The organism is Litoreibacter sp., from assembly GCF_058136045.1.
The window spans coordinates 200,791-218,581 of sequence record NZ_JBYVDD010000007.1 but is presented as its reverse complement, the minus strand read 5'-3'; the positions used below and the strand labels follow the sequence as shown (position 1 = coordinate 218,581).

The window sequence follows — 17,791 nt, the reverse complement described above, 5'->3', positions numbered from 1 at the left end:
GAGGAATTTAGCGTGATTACACTTGAAAAACGCCCTCAACCATCGCAGTTTTGGTCTGCGATCACCCCCTTACTGGCCGTGTTCGCCACGATGATCGCAGGCGGCATAATGTTCGCCATGCTGGGCAAAGACCCGTTTGAGGCGATCCGCGTTATCTTTTGGGACCCGTTATTTAACGAGCAGTTCGCCGCGTTCTCGCGCCCGCAATTGCTGGTCAAAGCCGCGCCACTGGTCTTGATTGCTATTGGCCTTTCCACCGGGTTTCGCGCAGGTGTGTGGAATATCGGGGCGGAAGGGCAATACATTATCGGCGCCATTTGTGGGGCCGCCGTGGGTCTTGCTTTTTATCCGACCGAGAGCTTTTTGATCTTCCCGTTGATGGTTGTTGCAGGCGCATTGGGCGGTTTTGCATGGGCGATGATCCCCGGAATTCTGAAGGTAAAGTTCCACACCAACGAGATTTTGGTGTCGCTGTTATTGGTCTATGTGGCCGAGTTCATCCTTGCCTCCATGGCGCTTGGCGCGTTGCGAAATCCGGAGGGCAACGGCTTTCCCGGCTCGCGCAATTTGAAAGAATACCCTTCAGCGTTTAATGCTGAATTGCTGCCCAATACCGGCCTGCATTGGGGTGTGGTAGCGGCAATGATTGCGGTCATTTTCGCCTATGTTTTGTTCTCCAAGCATATGATGGGGTTCAATATTCGCCTTGCTGGGCAGGCCCCCAAAGCGGCGCGTTTTGGCGGGGTTGAACCTGCACGCCTGATCTTGTTTTGCCTTGGTATCTCTGGCGCATTGGCAGGCTTAGCTGGCATGTTCGAGGTCGCTGGCCCCGCAGGTCAAATCAGCATCGACTTCAACGTGGGCTATGGTTTTACCGCCATTATCGTGGCCTTTCTTGGTCGCCTGAACCCGTTTGGCATCTTGGCTGCTGGCCTGCTTATGGCGCTGACATATATCGGCGGCGAGTTGGCGAGTTTCATGCTGGGAGTGCCGTCAGCGGCGATCCAAGCTTTCCAAGGCATGTTGCTGTTCTTCTTGTTGGCCATGGATGTTCTATCAAATTATCGCATCCGAATTGGTAAACGGAGGCCCATCTAATGGATCTTTCAGCAATCTCTCCCACCTTGTTATTGGCCTCCCTTATGGTGGCCGCGACCCCGATCCTGCTGGCCGCCTTGGGCGAGTTGGTGGTCGAAAAATCGGGTGTTCTGAACCTTGGCGTTGAGGGCATGATGATCACAGGCGCGATTTGCGGCTTTGCCATTGCGGTCGAGACCGGATCGCCTGTGATGGGCTTCATCGCGGCGGCAATCGGCGGCGCGCTTTTGTCACTGATCTTTGGTTTCTTAACGCAATACTTGCTATCCAATCAGGTCGCTACCGGGCTGGCATTAACCTTGTTTGGACTTGGCCTGTCATCGCTACTGGGCCAAGGATATGTCGGCATTCGGCCCCCATCCATCGACAAGCTGAACCTAGGTCCGCTGGCCGATATCCCGCTTATTGGCCCGATCTTGTTCAACCATGATCTGATGGTCTACCTGACGCTCATACTTTGCGTCGCCACTTGGGCTGTCCTTAAATTCACCCGTGCTGGCCTGATCTTGCGCGCGGTCGGCGAAAACCACGATGCCGCCCATGCGCTTGGCTATAAGGTCGTTAAAGTCCGGCTGCTGGCGATCATGTTTGGCGGCGCGTGTGCTGGTCTTGGCGGCGCGTATCTTAGCCTGATCCGTGTGCCACAATGGACCGAGGGCATGACCGCTGGTGCTGGCTGGATTGCGCTTGCAATCGTAGTGTTTGCCTCTTGGCGGCCCTTGCGCGTTTTGCTGGGTGCCTATCTTTTTGGCGGTGTGACTGTTTTACAGCTAAATTTGCAGGCGGCGGGGCTGGCAATCCCGGTCGAGTACTTGTCCATGTCGCCCTATCTGATAACCATCGCGGTGCTGGTCATCATGTCTGCACCACGCAAGGGCAAAAACGCCCGCGCATCACTCAATGCGCCCGCCTGTTTAGGGCGCGCCTTCCATGCCTCACACTGAGGCCACTAATTCCATAAACCTGGGGAGAAACCTAAATGAAACGTAGAACAATATTGGCCGGGGCCGTTGCCGCCTTGGCACTCACAAGCGCCGCCTTCGCCGAAGATAAAACCAAAGTCGGCTTTGTATTTGTCGGCCCTGTGGGCGACGGCGGCTGGACTTACGAGCACAACCAAGGCCGCTTGGCTCTGGAAGCTGAGTTTGGCGATAAGGTCGAGACCATTTTCCAAGAAAGCGTCCCTGAGGGCGCTGACTCTGAGCGTGTTATCACCCAAATGGCCCTGTCTGGTGCGGACCTGATCTTCACCACGTCATTTGGCTATATGGACCCAACAAACGCCGTTGCCGCCAAGTTCCCGAATGTAAAATTCGAGCACGCAACTGGCTATAAACGCAACACGCCAAACGTATCCACATATTCGGCACGCTTCTACGAGGGGCGCGCGGTCCAAGGCCACATCGCTGGCAAAATGACCAAGACCAACAAGATCGGCTACATTGCCTCCTTCCCGATCCCCGAAGTTATTCGTGGCATCAACTCGGCTTATATTCACGCCAAGAAGGTAAATCCTGACGTCGAATTTAGCGTCGTTTGGGCCTATACATGGTTCGATCCAGCCAAAGAAGCCGACGCTGCGACCGCATTGATCGAGCAAGGCGCGGACGTGATCTTGCAGCACACCGACTCGACTGCGCCACAAGCAGCAGCCCAAAAAGCCGGCAACGTGATCACCTTTGGTCAGGCTTCCGACATGGCTGAGTATGGCCCAATGCCACGCGTCTCCTCGATCATCGACAACTGGGGCCCCTACTACATTGCGCGCACCAAAGCGGTTATGGATGGCACATGGGAAAGCGTCTCGACTTGGGACGGTATTGGCGCTGGCATGGTTGGCATCGGTGAAATCTCCGACGCAGTTCCGGCCGACCTGAAAGCCGAAGCCTTAGCATTGAAAGACACCATCGCATCGGGCGACTACAACCCGTTCACTGGCCCGTTGAAAAAGCAAGACGGCTCTGACTGGTTGGCTGATGGCGAAACGGCTGATGATGGCACACTTGCAGGCATGAACTTCTACGTCGAAGGCATCAAAGGTGATATCCCTAACTAAGCAGCACTAGGGTGGCTCACCCTATCTGACATATCAAAAGGCCTGCGATTTTCGTGGGCCTTTTTCCATGCGGCATCCGGTCTGTTAGAAGGTATAGTTGCCACCCAATAAAGACAGTGCAACAGTGCCCCTATGGCCGAACAATACGATACATATCATCAAGGGTGTTTGATTAATGGAATTTGTAATCGGGGCATTCTTTGGCGCAATCTTCATGTGGATTCGCGGTTTCTTCAAAAGGCGATCTGCCAGATTGCACTACCTTGAATGGGATATAAGCAACCCTGAAAATCAGCTCAAATTCCTAAAAGATGCCTCCCTGCGCTCTCGCAAGCCCATAAACCTTGAGGCCTTTAAGGCCGTGTTTATCGTCGCGGAAGGTGTCATAAATAGCGTGACGCCTAAGCACCGTATTTTGGCCGAAGTCTCCATGGGGAGTTTTCTTGGCACAACGGGTGATGCGCCTCAAGACGCCCAAAATCGCGCATTCAAATCCTTTAATTCCAAACGTGTGGATTTTTTGATCATTGATGCATATGGCAAGCCAAAGCTCGCCATCGAATATCACGGAACAGGTCATTACCTAAGCGATGACGCCAAGCCACGAGATGCCGTCAAACGCCTCGCCCTTGAGCGCGCTGACATCCCTTTGCTAGAATTCCATGCTGGGGTTACAAAGGCAGAGGTGGAGAACAAAATTCGTTGGTGGCTTACCCATTATAATGGCGCGTCATAAAGGGGTGGAACTCTGCCAACTTCGGCTTGATAGATAGCGACCGCTGCCCGACCACTCACGAATGGGCTTTAACCACACGCAGTTCTCTGGCACGCTTCACCCTATGACACATATGATCACGCCCAATGGGGCCCCCGCGTCCAAGCTTTGTTTCGGAACTATGCAGTTCGGGGGCGGCGCAGATATAGTTGCCAGCCAGTCGATGTACGAGGATTGCCGGACCGCTGGCATCAACTTCTTTGATACCGCCTATGTCTACACCGATGGCCAGTCCGAGACCATGCTGGGCCGCTTTATTCGCATCGAACGTGACGATGTTTTGATCGCTACCAAGGCCGCGTTCAACAAGCCCACGACCAAAGATAACGTGTTGCAATCATTCGAGGAAAGCCGCGAGCGGATGAAGGTCGACACTGTTGATTTGATGTATCTGCACCGCTTTGATGAGACCACGCCGCTGCAAGAAAGCTTCGAGGCGTTGGCCGAGCTGCGCGAAGACGGCTTGATCCGCTATATTGGCATCTCGAACTTTGCAGGCTGGCAGGTCATGAAGGCCGCCCAAGTCGCACGCGATATGGGCACCACAATTGATGTGTTGCAGCCCATGTACAGCCTCGTGAAACGTCAGGCAGAAGTTGAAATCCTTCCTGCATGTACTGATCAAGGCATTGATGTTGTTCCTTATTCTCCGCTAGGCGGTGGTCTTCTTACTGGTAAATATGCCAAGGTTGGTGCCAAAGGTCGCCTTGTCGATGACGCGCGATATAACGCGCGCTATAACGTCGCTTGGATGCATGATACTGCCGCCGCATTGCCTGCAATTGCCTCTGAATATGGCACGGACGCGGCCACTTTGGCTGTCGCTTGGGTTGCACGGAATGATGCCGTTGCGGCCCCGATTATTTCGGCCCGCTCGCCCGAGCAATTGGCCCCATCCCTTGCCGCAATGGATTTCCAGATGGATGACGACCTTTATGCGCGGCTCACCGCTCTCAGTCAGGCTCCTGCCCCTGCAACAGATAGGCTCGAAGAAGCATGATCGACTTCCTTGTGATCGGCGGCGGCATCGCTGGCGTCTCGGCTGCGGCACACCTATCCGAGCTGGGCCAAGTGACATTGCTAGAGCGCGAAGATGCACTGGCTTACCATTCCTCCGGCCGTTCTGCCGCGATGTTCGAGGGCACCTATGGCAAGCCTGCCACCGTCGCGTTAAACGCGGCCAGCAAGGACTGGCACCTTGACGTCAATGGCTCGCGCGACACCCCGCGCGGCCTTATGTTATTGGGGCGCGCGGGCAAACAAGACGCCTTCGACGCTGATATGATCTCTATGCAAATGCGCCCTATGGGTATGGACGAAGCGCAGGCGATGATCCCCATTTTGGACCCCGCCCGCGTCACCCAGATCGGCTACCACGCCGAGGCATGGGACATCGACACTGACGCTGCCATCCAGCGCTATTTGCGCCAGTTGCGCGGCAATGGCGGCACCGTTCACGCTAAATCCGAAGTCACCAAAATCGAGAAAACCGCCCAAGGGTGGCGCGTCACGGCGGGCGAGATTTTCGAGGCACGCCAAGTCATCAATGCCGCCGGTGCATGGGCCGATCAAATCGCTGCCATGGCGGGGGTTACTCCGCTGGGTTTGCAACCGCTGCGCCGCTCTATTGCGCGCGTCGCGGCCCCCGACACCATCAATGTGAACAGCTGGCCAATGCTGTTTGGCCCGGGCGAGGAATGGTACGCCAAACCCGATGCCGGTGCCTTGCTGATCTCACCCGCCGATGAAGACCCCGTCCCCCCTATGGATGCGTGGGCCGAAGATATGGCGCTGGCCGAGGGCATCGCCCTCTACGAGGAATATGTGACCAGTCCTGTGCAACGCATGATCGCCAATTGGGCAGGCTTGCGCACCTTCACGCCGGACCGCTGCCTTGCCATCGGGGCCTCCGGGGTTGACGGCTTTTGGTGGTGCGCAGGCCAAGGCGGCTACGGCTTCCAAACCGCCCCCGCCGCCTGCCAACTTCTGGCCGACCTTGTCGCTGGCCGCCCGTCCGAGTTGGACGCGGACATCATCGCAGCACTGGCCCCAACGCGTTTTCACAACGATTAAACGCAGACTACAACCCACAGACTTAACCCCGTAGACCATGGTACCTATATTTGGCACACTCGACTTATTCAACTGATGGAGATTTTCCAATGACACGCATTTCCCTTATCGCAGCTCTTTTCGCACTCCCCGCCAGCAGCCTTTTTGCAGGCAACCTAGAACGCCTTGAAATTGCTACTGAAATGGGCGGCAAACAACTATCAACCTTCCTAGTTTCACGCGCGCCAGAGCTGAAACCAAACCTGCCAAATTGGGAATGGGACGACGACTACCGCAGTGCGGGGGGCTGTTTTTTGGACAAGCTAGAGGCCGGGATCGGTGCGGACGGCGTCGAGAAATACATCACCATTGTCGAAGCCCACGCCGCGCGCCCGATCACCTCGCTTGCTGATACCGCCAACCAGCCAGCAGAGCTGAGCCAGCCAGTGGCGCTGTCTGCAATGCAAAGCTGCGGCTTGCAAGAAATCATCATGAAACGCATGACGGAAAGCGGCCTGATGGGCGCGATGATGAACGAGGGTATGATGGCGAAGCTGGGGGGCTAAGCGCCCCCATTGGCTCAATTATATGTTTTGGCGGATGGTTTCATTCTTCGGATCATAGGGGCTGTCTTCGACAATCACCGCATCCCAAAGTTGGCGCTGCATCCGTACTTTCAGCTTGGTACCAACTTGCGCCAAATCTGGCGTGACATAGCCCATGCCAATACTTTTTCCAAACGCCACCGAGTAGCCGCCAGAGGTCAGGCGGCCCACTTTGGTATCACCGGAATACAGCGCCTCGCGACCCCATGGATCGGCATCTGTTGGCCCGTCGATTAACAGCGTGACGCATTTAGACCGGATACCTTTAGCTATCATTGCATCCTTGCTATGGAAGTCTTTCTCAAGGTTCACAAAGCGCGGCAGATCAGCCTCCATCGGCGTGGCGTCACGGCCCAATTCAGTACCGAACGCACGGTAGGATTTCTCCATGCGCAACCAGTTTTGTGCGCGTGCTCCGACCAGTTTCATACCATGTGGCTCGCCTGCTTTTTCTAGCAAATCGAATAGGTAATTTTGCATCTCGATCGGGTGGTGCAACTCCCAACCCAGTTCGCCCGTATAGGCTACGCGAATGGCGTTGACCGGACACATGCCCAGCTCAATTTGTTGCGCAGATAACCACGGGAACCGCTTATTGCTCAACGCTGTTTCTGGGTCCGCATCCTTGATAACAGCCCCCAAAACGTCGCGCGATTTTGGCCCGGCAATGGCAAAAACACCCCATTGAGTGGTCACATCTTGGCACTCAATGCGGCCAAATTCCGGCTCTTTATCCTCGATAGCTTTGCGCAAATAATCCGCGTCATAAGCCGTCCATGCGCCAGCCGAGACAAGGTAGAACTCGTCATCTTTGAGGCGCACAATCGTGTATTCCGTGCGCGTAGTCCCCGCATCCGTCAGTGCATAAGTCAGGTTAATGCGGCCCACACGCGGCAATTTATTGGTGGTGAACCAGTCTAGGAACGCCTCTGCGCCAGCCCCTTTGACGATGTGTTTTGTAAACGCCGTGGCATCGACTAAGCCGACACCTTCGCGGATGGCCTTGGCCTCTTCCACGACATGTTTCCACCAACCACCGCGCCTAAACGAGCGGCTATCATGGTCGTTAAAACCCATCGGTGCGAAGTAGTTCGGACGCTCCCAGCCGTTCACCCAGCCAAACTGCGCACCGCGTGCGGCTTGGCGATCATAGGCCGGTGATGTGCGTAAGGGGCGCGCTTCTGGGCGCTCTTCATCGGGGTGGTGCAAGGTGTAGACGTGGTCGTAGCATTCCTCGTTTTTGCGCGAGGCAAACTCGGTTGTCATCCATGATCCATAGCGCTTGGGATCAAGCGATGCCATATCGATCTCGGCCTCTCCCTCGACCATCATTTGCGCAAGGTAATAGCCTGTGCCCCCAGCCGCCGTGATCCCAAACGAGAACCCTTCAGCCAGCCACATGTTGCGCAACCCCGGCGCAGGCCCAACCAGCGGATTACCATCTGGTGTGTAGCAAATCGGGCCGTTGAAATCATCTTTCAGACCACAGTTTTCGCAAGACGGAATGCGGTGGATCATCTCCATATATTGCTTTTCTATCCGCTCCAGATCTAGCTGAAACAGATCGGCGCGGAAGCTATCCGGCACACCGTATTTAAAGCGCGATGGTGCATTTTTCTCATAGACGCCAAGTATCCAACCGCCACGTTCTTCGCGCACATATGACTGCGCATCGGCGTCGCGAATAACGGGATGTTCGGGGTTGGTTTTACGGAACTCGACCAATGCGGGGTCTTGCTCCATTACGATAAATTGGTGCTCCACCGGGATCGCAGGAATTTTAATCTTAAGCAGCTCGGCCGTGCGTTGCGAATGGTTGCCCGTGGCTGTCACCACATGCTCGGCCGTGATGATCACCTGTTCATCAGATGCGACCAAATTGCCGCCCTGTTCCACCATTTTGGTGACAGTGACTTTCCACTCGGACCCGGTCCACTCGTAGCCATCAACCTGCCATTTGCGCTCGATCACAGCGCCATGTTGCCGCGCGCCTTTGGCCATCGCCATGGTGACATCGGCGGGGTTAATATAGCCGTCCGTGTTGTGGTAAATCGCGCCTTTCAGATCATCAGTGCGGATCAGCGGCCAGCGGTCTTTGATCTGTGCAGGCGTCATCCAGTCATGCGGCACACCCACGGTTTCAGCCGTTGTGCTATAAAGCGCAAACTCGTCCATCCGCTCTTGCGTGCGCGCCATGCGCAAGTTGCCACAGACCGAGAACCCCGCATTCAGGCCCGTCTCTTCCTCAAGGGTTTTGTAGAACTTGATCGAGTAGTCATGAATATGCGTCGTCGCGAATGACATGTTGAAATAGGGCAAAAGGCCCGCCGCGTGCCAAGTGGAGCCTGATGTTAACTCGTCACGCTCTAGCAACATGGTGTCCCAACCCGCCTTGGCCAAATGATACGCGATAGATGTTCCGACGGCACCACCGCCGACAACCAATGCTTTGACATGCGTTTTCATCTGTGCCGACTCCCTGTGGACTTACTGTCCTTGTCTAGCAAGGGATGCGTCAATTCCCGTGCGTCTTTCGACCCAAAATCCACCATTTCCGACAAGCTAACCCCAGCCAGTTGCGCCGAGCACTGCACGTGGGTAAACTTTCACCACTCTCGTTTTAGAAAATGGATTGATTAAATGTTTCGCACCGCCGCCCTTATCGCAGCTTTGACCATTGCCTCCCCAGCCCTCGCCGCCCAATGCGGAAACTCTGCGGGCGGCTATAACGCGTGGAAATCCTCCTTCGCCAAAGAGGCCTCCAAGGCAGGTGTCGGGGATCGCGGGTTGGCGGCATTAGCGGGCACCACCTACGCCAAACGCACGATTGCAGCCGACCGCAATCAAAAGAGCTTCAAGTACACGTTAGACAAGTTCATGAAGGTGCGCGGCGCAAATACAATCATCGCCCAAGGGCGCAAACGCAAAGCCAAAAGCGCCGCGTTTTATAACTCCCTAGAGAAGAAATACGGCGTGCCAGCAGGCGTTATCATCGCCATTCACGGCATGGAAACCGGCTTTGGCCGTTTCATGGGTGACAGCAATGTTGTGTCCTCCATCGCGACACTGGCCTATGATTGCCGCCGCTCTGACTTCTTCACGGGCCACACGATGGCGGCGTTAAAACTGGTGGATCGCGGCGTGATCTCGTCCAAATCCATTGGCGCGAAACATGGCGAGGTCGGCCACACGCAATTCCTGCCGGGCAATGTGCTGAAATACGGCCAAGACGGCAATGGCGACGGGCGTATTGACCTCAACAACCTAGCTGACGCGCTGGCTTCCACCGCCAACTTCCTGAAAGGCAAGGGCTGGAAAAAAGGCAAAGGCTTCCAAGAAGGGCAGCCGAACTTTAAGGTAATCAAGCAGTGGAATGCGGCTGGCGTTTACCAAAAAGCGATTGCGATTATGGGCGGTAAGATTGAGGGTTAAGTCTGTGATCAGAGGTTAAGCATTATCCGCTTTGCGGACAAAGTGTGAATTCGCTGCGGCTGCGCCAATGTCGGCGTTGACCTATTGAGAGTTTCGTGTTTCCAATCCAAAATTGACCATATTTAGTAAGTATCGGGTAAATCTCACATCGAGGACTTCTGATCACTAGGCGATAGTAGAGCGGTATGGCCAAGCAGGATTTCTGGACTTCGAAGCAGAGAGAAAACAATTGAAACACCCAGTCCTTACCACTCTTTTCGGCATTTCGTTGGCCATTGGTGTCTTCGTGTTCACGTTCGAGAAAGGCCCTCACGCACAGCCGTTTTTGCCAATCGTACATGCCGATGGAACAAAAGAGTTTCGCCTCATTGACGGAGGTAATGACGGGCAGAAAGGCACTCCAGATGACGAGGTTTGGGTGCTGCGTATGCCTGCAGGACTATGGGCAAAGTCTCTTGATGAAGACCGTACTGATCAGCAGGTCGAAGACAACCCGAACTACCCTTACAATTTGAATTTTTCCTTTATCGTTGGGCTGCCTGATTTTCAGTTTCTCAAGGACCCGAACAAGACTGATCGCCATGAGCGTCTTTCGGTAAGTATTAACGCCCCAAACCTGCCTTATGGGGCAGGGGCATTTGCGGGCGAGCGAGAACGGTCGTTTTCGACGCGGCTTGATTTGTTTGCCAATTACAATTGCCGACAGGACACATCTGTTGGGACCGGTGTGTATCGCCTGAGGCAACCCACAGATGCAGAAGCGGCGCAGATGTCGCGGAAATATGTGAGTACACTTGGCAAGAGCGCCTTGCGGCTCTTCTTGCCCCCCGAATGCAACCGGCCAATGCTTGGTGGCAGTCAGCGGCCAACTTTCGCCATCTATGACATAGACAATACAGCCATAGGCTATGGCGGTTGTACCTTTAAGCGGGCCTCAAATACGGAGCTGTCTCCGAACGACAATTGCAGCTTTCGGTTCTGGCTACCTGTTGAGCGTGAGGTGTTGATGATGTTGAGTGCTAAGAACGTGCCTCAACTGCAAGATATCTATACGCAGGTTGCGACCTTACTAAGCGCAGCTACGGATCACGCAAATTCCTCAAACATGGTTGCTTGGGAAACCCGGAAATGAACACGAATAGCCCAATGTTCAGATTCTGGCGCATGCTTCATCTGATGGGGCTGGCCCCCGAACTGAACTCTTCAACCGTTTCCCGGCACTTTCAATTTTCCGAGAAACAAGCAGAAACTCAGACAAGTGTATTGTTATTCACCACGAGAGCTAGCGCCAAAAGCTAGGTGGCCATGCTGAAAGGACAAAACAGTCAGGCAGTTGAATGCGTCTGGCAGTATCTGGCTTCCTTGCGTGAGAAATACTGGCAAATAATGCATACTTGTCATTCGTGTTTATCGCAGCATCGGTGCCTCTGGGCTCTAAGCCGCCATTCATAGCACCACGTGCGTTTGACCCAACCTAAAACCTAGACCGTGCGCCCCTAAAGCATCCCTGGCACAACCTGATCCGGTGGTCGATGCCCATCTGCGAAGGTCTTGATATTCAACAAAACTTTCTCGCCCATCTCCAAGCGTCCTTCGCGGGTGGCGGAGCCCATATGCGGCAGGAGAACCACGTTTTTCAACTCGCGCAGGCGTGGGTTAATCTGGTTGCCATGCTCGAACACGTCTAGGCCGGCCCCCGCCAATTCACCGCTACGCAACATCCGCGTCAGGGCGTTCTCGTCGATCACTTCGCCGCGCGAGGTGTTCACAATCACTGCGTCAGGCTTCATCAGTTTCAAGCGCCGCGCGTTCATCAGATGATAGGTCGAGGGCGTGTGCGGGCAGTTGATCGACACCACATCCATGCGCGCAATCATCTGGTCGAGACTGTCCCAATAGGTGGCCTCCAACTCATCCGCGATACCGTCATGGACCTTCTTGCGATTATGGTAGTGCACCTGCATCCCAAAGGCTTTGGCCCGACGCGCGACAGCCTGCCCGATGCGCCCCATGCCCAGAATACCAAGGCGACGCCCGGATATGCGCCCCCCCATCAGGGCCGTCGGCGACCAGCCTTCCCAATCGCCAGATTGCATCATCGCCAAGCCTTCCGGGATGCGACGTGTCACCGCTAAAATCAGCGCCATCGTCATATCGGCAGTATCCTCAGCCGCCGCGCCGGGAGTGTTGGAGACCAAAATGCCGCGTTGGCGGGCGGTGTGGATGTCGATGTGATCTACTCCGGCACCATAATTCGCGATCAGTTTCAGGTTTTCACCCGCCTGCCCCAGCAGCCCAGCATCAATATGGTCTGTCAAAGTCGGAACCAACACATCTGCCGTTTTCACCGCCTCGACCAATTCAGCACGGGTCATGGGGGTATCATCGCTACGCAACGTAGCGTTGAACAACTCGGACATTCTGGTCTCGACATGTTCAGGTAACCGTCGCGTCACGACAACACTCAGCTTTTGGTTTGGCATTTGCGCTTATCCTTGAGTGGAAATTATTTCCCTATAGTGACAAGATCACGGGCAAAGGGGCAAGGTAGAAATGTCTCAAATATAAAGTGCAGCAGTGCAAACAGGACGGTTAATGAAACGGGTATTTGGAATTGCGGCTTTGGTCGCGTGTTTGCTTTGCGCTCCAATGTTGGCATTGGCTGCGGATCGCGGCCCTGTCACCAACCTGCCGTTGCCGCGATTTGTGTCCCTGAAAGCCTCTGAGGGCAATGTGCGCCGCGGACCTTCACTGTCACACCGGATTGACTGGGTGTTCAAGCATCGCAATATGCCCCTAAAGATTGTAGCCGAGCATGGCCACTGGCGGCGTGTCGTGGACCGCGACGGCGCTGGTGGTTGGGTGCATTATACGCTGCTTTCTGGGTCCAGATTTGGGTTGATCGAAGAAGACCTGACCCCGGTCTACAAACTGGCCGATACGGGGTCTCCGGTGGCGGCCTACCTAGAAGCTGGCGTTGTCGCGCGCCTTGGGAAGTGCGACCAATATTGGTGCCGCATCACGGTTACCGGCTCCAAAGGCTGGGTGCCTCGCGAAAAGCTCTGGGGCCTGCTGCCCGATGAGGTTCGCGAATAGCAAGCACGCGATTTATTTTCAAAACTTTTCAAACGCGTGTCGAAATCTCGGCCCCCCGTTCGTTATACCTATGAAAGCACCACCGCTTTCGGGTCAACAAACCGGAGGATGCAAACAAGGGAACGCCCCCCTTTGCCCGCACCATAGCGCTTTTCATCATCAAGGTGATCGGCGAAGCTCTGGGCAACAGTTTGCAAACCCTCGCACTGAAACAGCATAAGGATTTATCGCAATGCGCTACACGTTTTTAATATATACCGACCCTGCGGACCTATCCAATATGACACCAGACGATTGGACTGCCGAGAAAGAACTCTATGGGGCCTATATCGGGGCTTTAAAGGAGGCAGGGGTGTTCCTTGACACCGACTATTTGCAACCCGTGCAAACCGCGACCACACTGGCCCTCAAAGGCGGCGAGTTGCGGGTTCAAGATGGCCCGTTCGCGGAGACCAAAGAAACGCTGGGCGGGTTCTTTGCCGTTGATGTCCCCGATTTGGATGCCGCTATGGCGTGGGCACAAAAATGCCCCGCAGTTAAACGAGGCAAGGTGGAAATTCGCGCCTCGGCCATGGACGGTTGAACGCTGACGACACAAAGCTGCGCGCGGAGCATATCGCGCGCAGCTCTTACGGGCGGTTGATTGCAATATTGGCGGCCCCTGATCGCGATATTGCGGGGGCTGAGGATGCGCTGGCAGATGCGTTTGCCAAGGCCTTGGACATTTGGCCCAGCCAGGGCATCCCCGACAACCCCGAGGGCTGGCTTATCACCACAGCACGGCGCGGGCGCATTGATATGTTACGCAAGCATGGCCGCAATGACCCGCTTGATGAGGCCCATTTAGCGGCGAAAATCACCCCCGAGAATAGCATCCCGGACGAGCGGCTGCGCCTCATGTTGGTCTGCGCCCACCCTGCCTTGGATGCACAGATTCACGCCCCCTTAATGTTGCAATCCGTGCTGGGCCTGACATCGCACCGCGTGGCGCAGGCCTTTCAAGTGGCACCCTCGACCATGGCGCAGCGGCTGGTCCGCGCGAAGGCAAAAATTCGCGATGCCGGTATCCCCTTTTCTCTGCCAGAACGCGATGCCATGCCAGAGCGAATGACCGCGCTGCTAGAGGCCATCTATGCAGCCTATTCCCTCGACTGGATGATGCTACCCGATGGGCGCGACCTAACCCGCGAAGCGTTGTTTCTGGCCGATCTCGTTGCTTTCTTAAATCCCGACACTCCTGAAGCCTTGGGGCTGAGTGCGTTGCTTTGTTTCCTTGCCGCCCGCCATGATGCGCGGCTGGAAAACGGTATTTTGATCCCTCTGCACGCGCAAAATACGGCGCTCTGGGATCACCGGATGATCTCCCACGCCAGTAAAACCCTGACCCGTGCCTCTGGCGCAAAGCAGCCGGGGAGATTTCAGCTTGAGGCGGCCATCCAATCCGTCCACGCCGCCCGTGCCGTGACTAAGCGCACAGATTGGGCGGCTTTGGTCCAACTCTACACAGGGTTAAACGCGCTTTACCCAACCCTCGGAAGCCGCGTTGCGCAAGCTGCGGCCTTGGGCCATGCGCAAACCCCGGAGGCCGGGCTCGCATTGCTAAATCAGCTACCTGAAAACCGCATTGCGCGTTATCAACCTTATTGGGCGACGCGGGCGCATTTGCTGCGTGACATCGATCCACAGGCAGCGAAACCTGCCTACGACAAAGCGATTTCACTGTGCACCGAGCCGCCTTTGCGCCATTGGTTAGGGGTGCAATTGGGGCAGCTCAAGCTCCACTAGGCAAGGAACCGAAACCGGTCGGCCAACGCATCCCAAAGCGCTGATGAGGCCGCCGTTAACAACACCCCTTCGCGCATCGTGGGATGGTATTCGCGCCCATCCAGCAAGCGCGCCACCCCGCCCGCTTCTTGGTAGATCAGCACACCCGCTGCATGGTCCCAAACATTGAGCATCCCGTTCAGGCAAAACTGCGACGTTCCACTGGCCAGCATTCGGTATTCATGGCACGAGCAGCGCAGCGTCATAGTGCGCCGAAACGCAGGCAGTTGCGCCGCGATTTGGGCCTGCTGCGCCTTGTTGAACAGGTACATACCGACAAAGCCAAAACTGTCGGAAATTTGTGGGGCTTCGGGCAATTGAAGCGGTTTGCGCGCGCCGCTTTGGTTGCAAAACCATGCGCCTTGGCCCTTGATCGCCGTAATCCAGTCGTCATAGCTAGGGTCATAAAGCAGGCCAAAGACCGTCTCTCCGTCCTCAATCACGGATAAGATCACACCATAAGTCGCGTTGCCATTGGCAAAATTCCATGTCCCATCAATGGGATCAATGACCACAACTTGCCCCTGCCCAACCCTATCTAGTACCGATTCATCGGCGGCAACCGCCTCTTCGCCCACAATCGCCGCATCAGGCAGAAGATTACGAACGGCAGCCGCAATCGCCAACTCGGCTGCGCGGTCTGCAACTGTCACCAGATCATCGGGCGATGACTTGCTATCAATCACCGTGCCTTCAAGGTTGCGAAATAGCGGCTTAATTTCACGCGCCGCGACGTCGCGCACAATCTGGATCAGGGCATCGGCCTGTTGCGATGTTAGTTTCATGCGACATTATCCAATCCCCGCCCTTTAAGCAGCGCATCTACACCCGGCAAACGCCCCCGAAATTCCGTATAAAGCACGTCGGCTTCACGCAATCCGCCCACCGATAAAATATGCTCTTCCAGCCTCGCAGCTGTGGCCGCATCAAAGGCACTGCCAGCCTCTTCAAATGCGTCGAACGCATCGGCATCCATGACTTCTGACCACATGTAGGAATAATAGGCTGACGAGTACCCATCACCGGCAAATACATGCGCAAAATGCGGCGTTGCATGACGCATCCGAATGGCCTGTGGCATGCCCATCGCCTCTAAAATTTCGGCCTGCTTAGCCATTGGATTATCGGGCGCATCACCGCTGTGAAACTCTAGATCGACCATCGCTGAGGCCACATATTCAACGGTTGCAAACCCTTGATCATAGGTCGCCGCATTCAACATTCGCTCCAACATATCGGCAGGCATCGGCGCGCCAGTTTCCGCGTGGGTGGCGAACTTTTGCAAGACCTCGGGAACCTCTAGCCAGTGCTCGTATAGCTGGCTTGGCAGCTCGACAAAATCGCGCGCGACCGAGGTGCCAGAGATCGACTCGTAGGTCACATTAGATAGCACCTGGTGCAGCGCATGGCCGAACTCGTGGAACAGCGTGCGCGCATCGTCATAGCTTAGTAAAGCGGGGCTGCCAGCGGCAGGTTTGGCAAAATTGCACACGTTGATTACATGCGGGCGGACATCGCCGCGCAGCTTTTGTTGTGCACGCATCGCCGAGCACCACGCGCCGGAGCGTTTACCACCGCGCGCGAAGTAATCCCCGATGAACACGGCGATATGTTGGCCGTCGCGCGTGACCTCCCAGGCGCGCGCATCCGGGTGATGCAAATCAGCTTTGATCGGTGCGAACTCAAGGCCAAACAGGCGCGTAGAGCACTCGAACGCGGCCTCGATCATCCGGTCAAGTTGCAGGTAGGGCTTGATCGCGGCCTCGTCCAGATCATGCTCAATCGCGCGACGTTTCTCGGAATAATAGCGCCAATCCCACGCCTCTAGATCGCCGTTCACACCGTCGGCACGCATCATCTTAACCAGTTTAGCCGCATCCAAATCGGCCTGTGCTTTGGCGGGTTGCCAGACCTGCATCAACAAGTCGCGCACCGCGTCTGGCGTCTTTGCCATTTCGGTCTCTAGCTTGAAGTTGGCGAAGTCTTTATAGCCCAGCAATTGCGCGCGCTCGTGGCGCAATTTCAACGTCTCGGCGGCAATCGCACGGTTGTCGGTTTCGCCACCGTTCGCACCGCGCGCTACCCATGCTTCATAGGCTATTTCGCGCAGATCTCGACGTGGCGAGAACTGCAAAAATGGCACGATGAGTGAGCGCGATAGTGTCAACAAATACCCCTGCTTGCCGTCAGCCTCGGCCGCAGCGCGCGCAGTGGCGATCACGAAATCAGGCAAGCCTTCCAGATCATCCTCAGACAGCTCCATCGACCAATCCCGCTCGTCGCTCAGCAGGTTTTGGGTGAATTGCGTCCCGATCACGGCAAGGCGTTCTTTGACCTCTTTCAGGCGGTCGAACTCCGCCCCTTTCAACTGCGCGCCAGAGCGCACGAAACCGCGATGCGTCAGCTCCAACACCCGCATCTGCTCTGGTGTTAAATCAAGATTATCGCGCGCATCCCACAAGGCCTTTACGCGCGCAAACAATTTGGGGTTCATCGACACCTCGGACCCCCAAGCCGCCAATTTAGGCGAAAACTCACGCTGCAACGCTTCGCGTGCGGGGGTACTGTCCACGCCAGCCAGCGTGTAGAATGGCGACAACACGTTGTGCATCACCTCGCCCATCAGCTCTAGCGCGTCGATAGTATTAGCAAATGTCGGCGCGTCTGCATTGTCGATTATCGCGGCCAACTCAGCACGTGCCGCGATCAATGACGCCTCAAATCCGGGGGCGAAATCATCGTCAGAAATTTGGGCGAAAGGCGGGAGGCCGAAAGCTGTGGTCCAGTCGGACAGTAGCGGGTTATTCATGTGGGGTGCTCCTTTGCGCCTAACCTAAGCACTGCACCGCCAGA

At 55.7% G+C, this 17,791-nt stretch carries 16 protein-coding genes; 12 read left to right on the top strand and 4 right to left on the bottom strand.

Annotated features, from left to right (window positions below):
* Nucleotides 1-12 precede the first annotated feature (12 nt).
* The 7 genes from AC3Y7R_RS11825 to AC3Y7R_RS11795 all read left to right on the top strand — a co-directional run bounded on the left by AC3Y7R_RS11825 (nucleotide 13) and on the right by AC3Y7R_RS11795 (nucleotide 6,547).
* Nucleotides 13-1,098 (top strand): ABC transporter permease, encoded by a 1,086-nt coding sequence (locus AC3Y7R_RS11825; protein ID WP_490042253.1) that lies wholly within the window; start codon nucleotides 13-15, stop codon nucleotides 1,096-1,098.
* Nucleotides 1,098-2,042: an ABC transporter permease gene (locus AC3Y7R_RS11820; RefSeq protein WP_490042252.1), complete on the top strand. Its 945-nt coding sequence runs from the start codon at nucleotides 1,098-1,100 to the stop codon at nucleotides 2,040-2,042. Before AC3Y7R_RS11825 ends, AC3Y7R_RS11820 begins: the two co-directional genes overlap by 1 nt.
* Before the next feature lie 35 nt (nucleotides 2,043-2,077).
* Nucleotides 2,078-3,154, top strand: a complete 1,077-nt coding sequence (locus AC3Y7R_RS11815; protein WP_490042251.1) for a BMP family ABC transporter substrate-binding protein — start codon at nucleotides 2,078-2,080, stop codon at nucleotides 3,152-3,154.
* 175 nt (nucleotides 3,155-3,329) lie between these two features.
* A complete protein-coding gene (locus tag AC3Y7R_RS11810) occupies nucleotides 3,330-3,890 on the top strand; it encodes a DUF2726 domain-containing protein (protein WP_490042250.1) in 561 nt (186 codons plus the stop codon).
* 103 nt (nucleotides 3,891-3,993) lie between these two features.
* On the top strand, nucleotides 3,994-4,929 hold the full coding sequence (locus AC3Y7R_RS11805; RefSeq protein WP_490042249.1) for an aldo/keto reductase: 936 nt from the start codon (nucleotides 3,994-3,996) through the stop codon (nucleotides 4,927-4,929).
* Nucleotides 4,926-6,002: an NAD(P)/FAD-dependent oxidoreductase gene (locus AC3Y7R_RS11800; protein ID WP_490042248.1), complete on the top strand. Its 1,077-nt coding sequence runs from the start codon at nucleotides 4,926-4,928 to the stop codon at nucleotides 6,000-6,002. Before AC3Y7R_RS11805 ends, AC3Y7R_RS11800 begins: the two co-directional genes overlap by 4 nt.
* Nucleotides 6,003-6,091: 89 nt before the next feature.
* A complete protein-coding gene (locus AC3Y7R_RS11795; RefSeq protein WP_490042247.1) occupies nucleotides 6,092-6,547 on the top strand; it encodes a hypothetical protein in 456 nt (151 codons plus the stop codon).
* An 18-nt stretch (nucleotides 6,548-6,565) separates the two neighbouring features.
* Here the strand turns inward: AC3Y7R_RS11795 and AC3Y7R_RS11790 are convergent, their stop codons facing one another.
* Nucleotides 6,566-9,052: a GcvT family protein gene (locus tag AC3Y7R_RS11790; RefSeq protein WP_490042246.1), complete on the bottom strand. Its 2,487-nt coding sequence runs from the start codon at nucleotides 9,050-9,052 to the stop codon at nucleotides 6,566-6,568.
* Nucleotides 9,053-9,226: 174 nt separating this feature from the next.
* Here AC3Y7R_RS11790 and AC3Y7R_RS11785 point away from each other — a divergent pair, with 174 nt between their 5' ends.
* The gene (locus tag AC3Y7R_RS11785; protein WP_490042245.1) at nucleotides 9,227-10,018 is read left to right on the top strand and encodes a lytic murein transglycosylase; all 792 of its coding nucleotides are present in this window, start codon (nucleotides 9,227-9,229) and stop codon (nucleotides 10,016-10,018) included.
* A gap of 229 nt (nucleotides 10,019-10,247) precedes the next feature.
* Nucleotides 10,248-11,150, top strand: a complete 903-nt coding sequence (locus AC3Y7R_RS11780; protein ID WP_490042244.1) for a hypothetical protein — start codon at nucleotides 10,248-10,250, stop codon at nucleotides 11,148-11,150.
* 364 nt (nucleotides 11,151-11,514) lie between these two features.
* Here the strand turns inward: AC3Y7R_RS11780 and AC3Y7R_RS11775 are convergent, their stop codons facing one another.
* Nucleotides 11,515-12,501: a 2-hydroxyacid dehydrogenase gene (locus AC3Y7R_RS11775; RefSeq protein WP_490042243.1), complete on the bottom strand. Its 987-nt coding sequence runs from the start codon at nucleotides 12,499-12,501 to the stop codon at nucleotides 11,515-11,517.
* Between the two features lie 112 nt (nucleotides 12,502-12,613).
* On the opposite strand from AC3Y7R_RS11775, the gene AC3Y7R_RS11770 reads away from it, so the two are divergent.
* The 3 genes from AC3Y7R_RS11770 (at nucleotide 12,614) to AC3Y7R_RS11760 (ending at nucleotide 14,899) form a co-directional block, all read left to right on the top strand.
* Complete coding sequence (locus AC3Y7R_RS11770; RefSeq protein WP_490042242.1) at nucleotides 12,614-13,114, top strand: SH3 domain-containing protein; 501 nt, start codon at nucleotides 12,614-12,616, stop codon at nucleotides 13,112-13,114.
* A 232-nt stretch (nucleotides 13,115-13,346) separates the two neighbouring features.
* Nucleotides 13,347-13,697 carry a YciI family protein gene (locus AC3Y7R_RS11765; protein ID WP_490042241.1) on the top strand — a complete coding sequence of 117 codons (351 nt, stop codon included), beginning with the start codon at nucleotides 13,347-13,349 and terminating at the stop codon, nucleotides 13,695-13,697.
* Complete coding sequence (locus AC3Y7R_RS11760; RefSeq protein WP_490042240.1) at nucleotides 13,694-14,899, top strand: RNA polymerase sigma factor; 1,206 nt, start codon at nucleotides 13,694-13,696, stop codon at nucleotides 14,897-14,899. Before AC3Y7R_RS11765 ends, AC3Y7R_RS11760 begins: the two co-directional genes overlap by 4 nt.
* Here the strand turns inward: AC3Y7R_RS11760 and AC3Y7R_RS11755 are convergent.
* Together AC3Y7R_RS11755 and AC3Y7R_RS11750 are read right to left on the bottom strand one after the other, a co-directional pair.
* A complete protein-coding gene (locus AC3Y7R_RS11755; protein ID WP_490042239.1) occupies nucleotides 14,896-15,723 on the bottom strand; it encodes an inositol monophosphatase family protein in 828 nt (275 codons plus the stop codon). The genes AC3Y7R_RS11760 and AC3Y7R_RS11755 overlap by 4 nt on opposite strands.
* On the bottom strand, nucleotides 15,720-17,747 hold the full coding sequence (locus AC3Y7R_RS11750; protein ID WP_490042238.1) for a M3 family metallopeptidase: 2,028 nt from the start codon (nucleotides 17,745-17,747) through the stop codon (nucleotides 15,720-15,722). Before AC3Y7R_RS11750 ends, AC3Y7R_RS11755 begins: the two co-directional genes overlap by 4 nt.
* Between the last annotated feature and the right edge of the window lie 44 nt (nucleotides 17,748-17,791).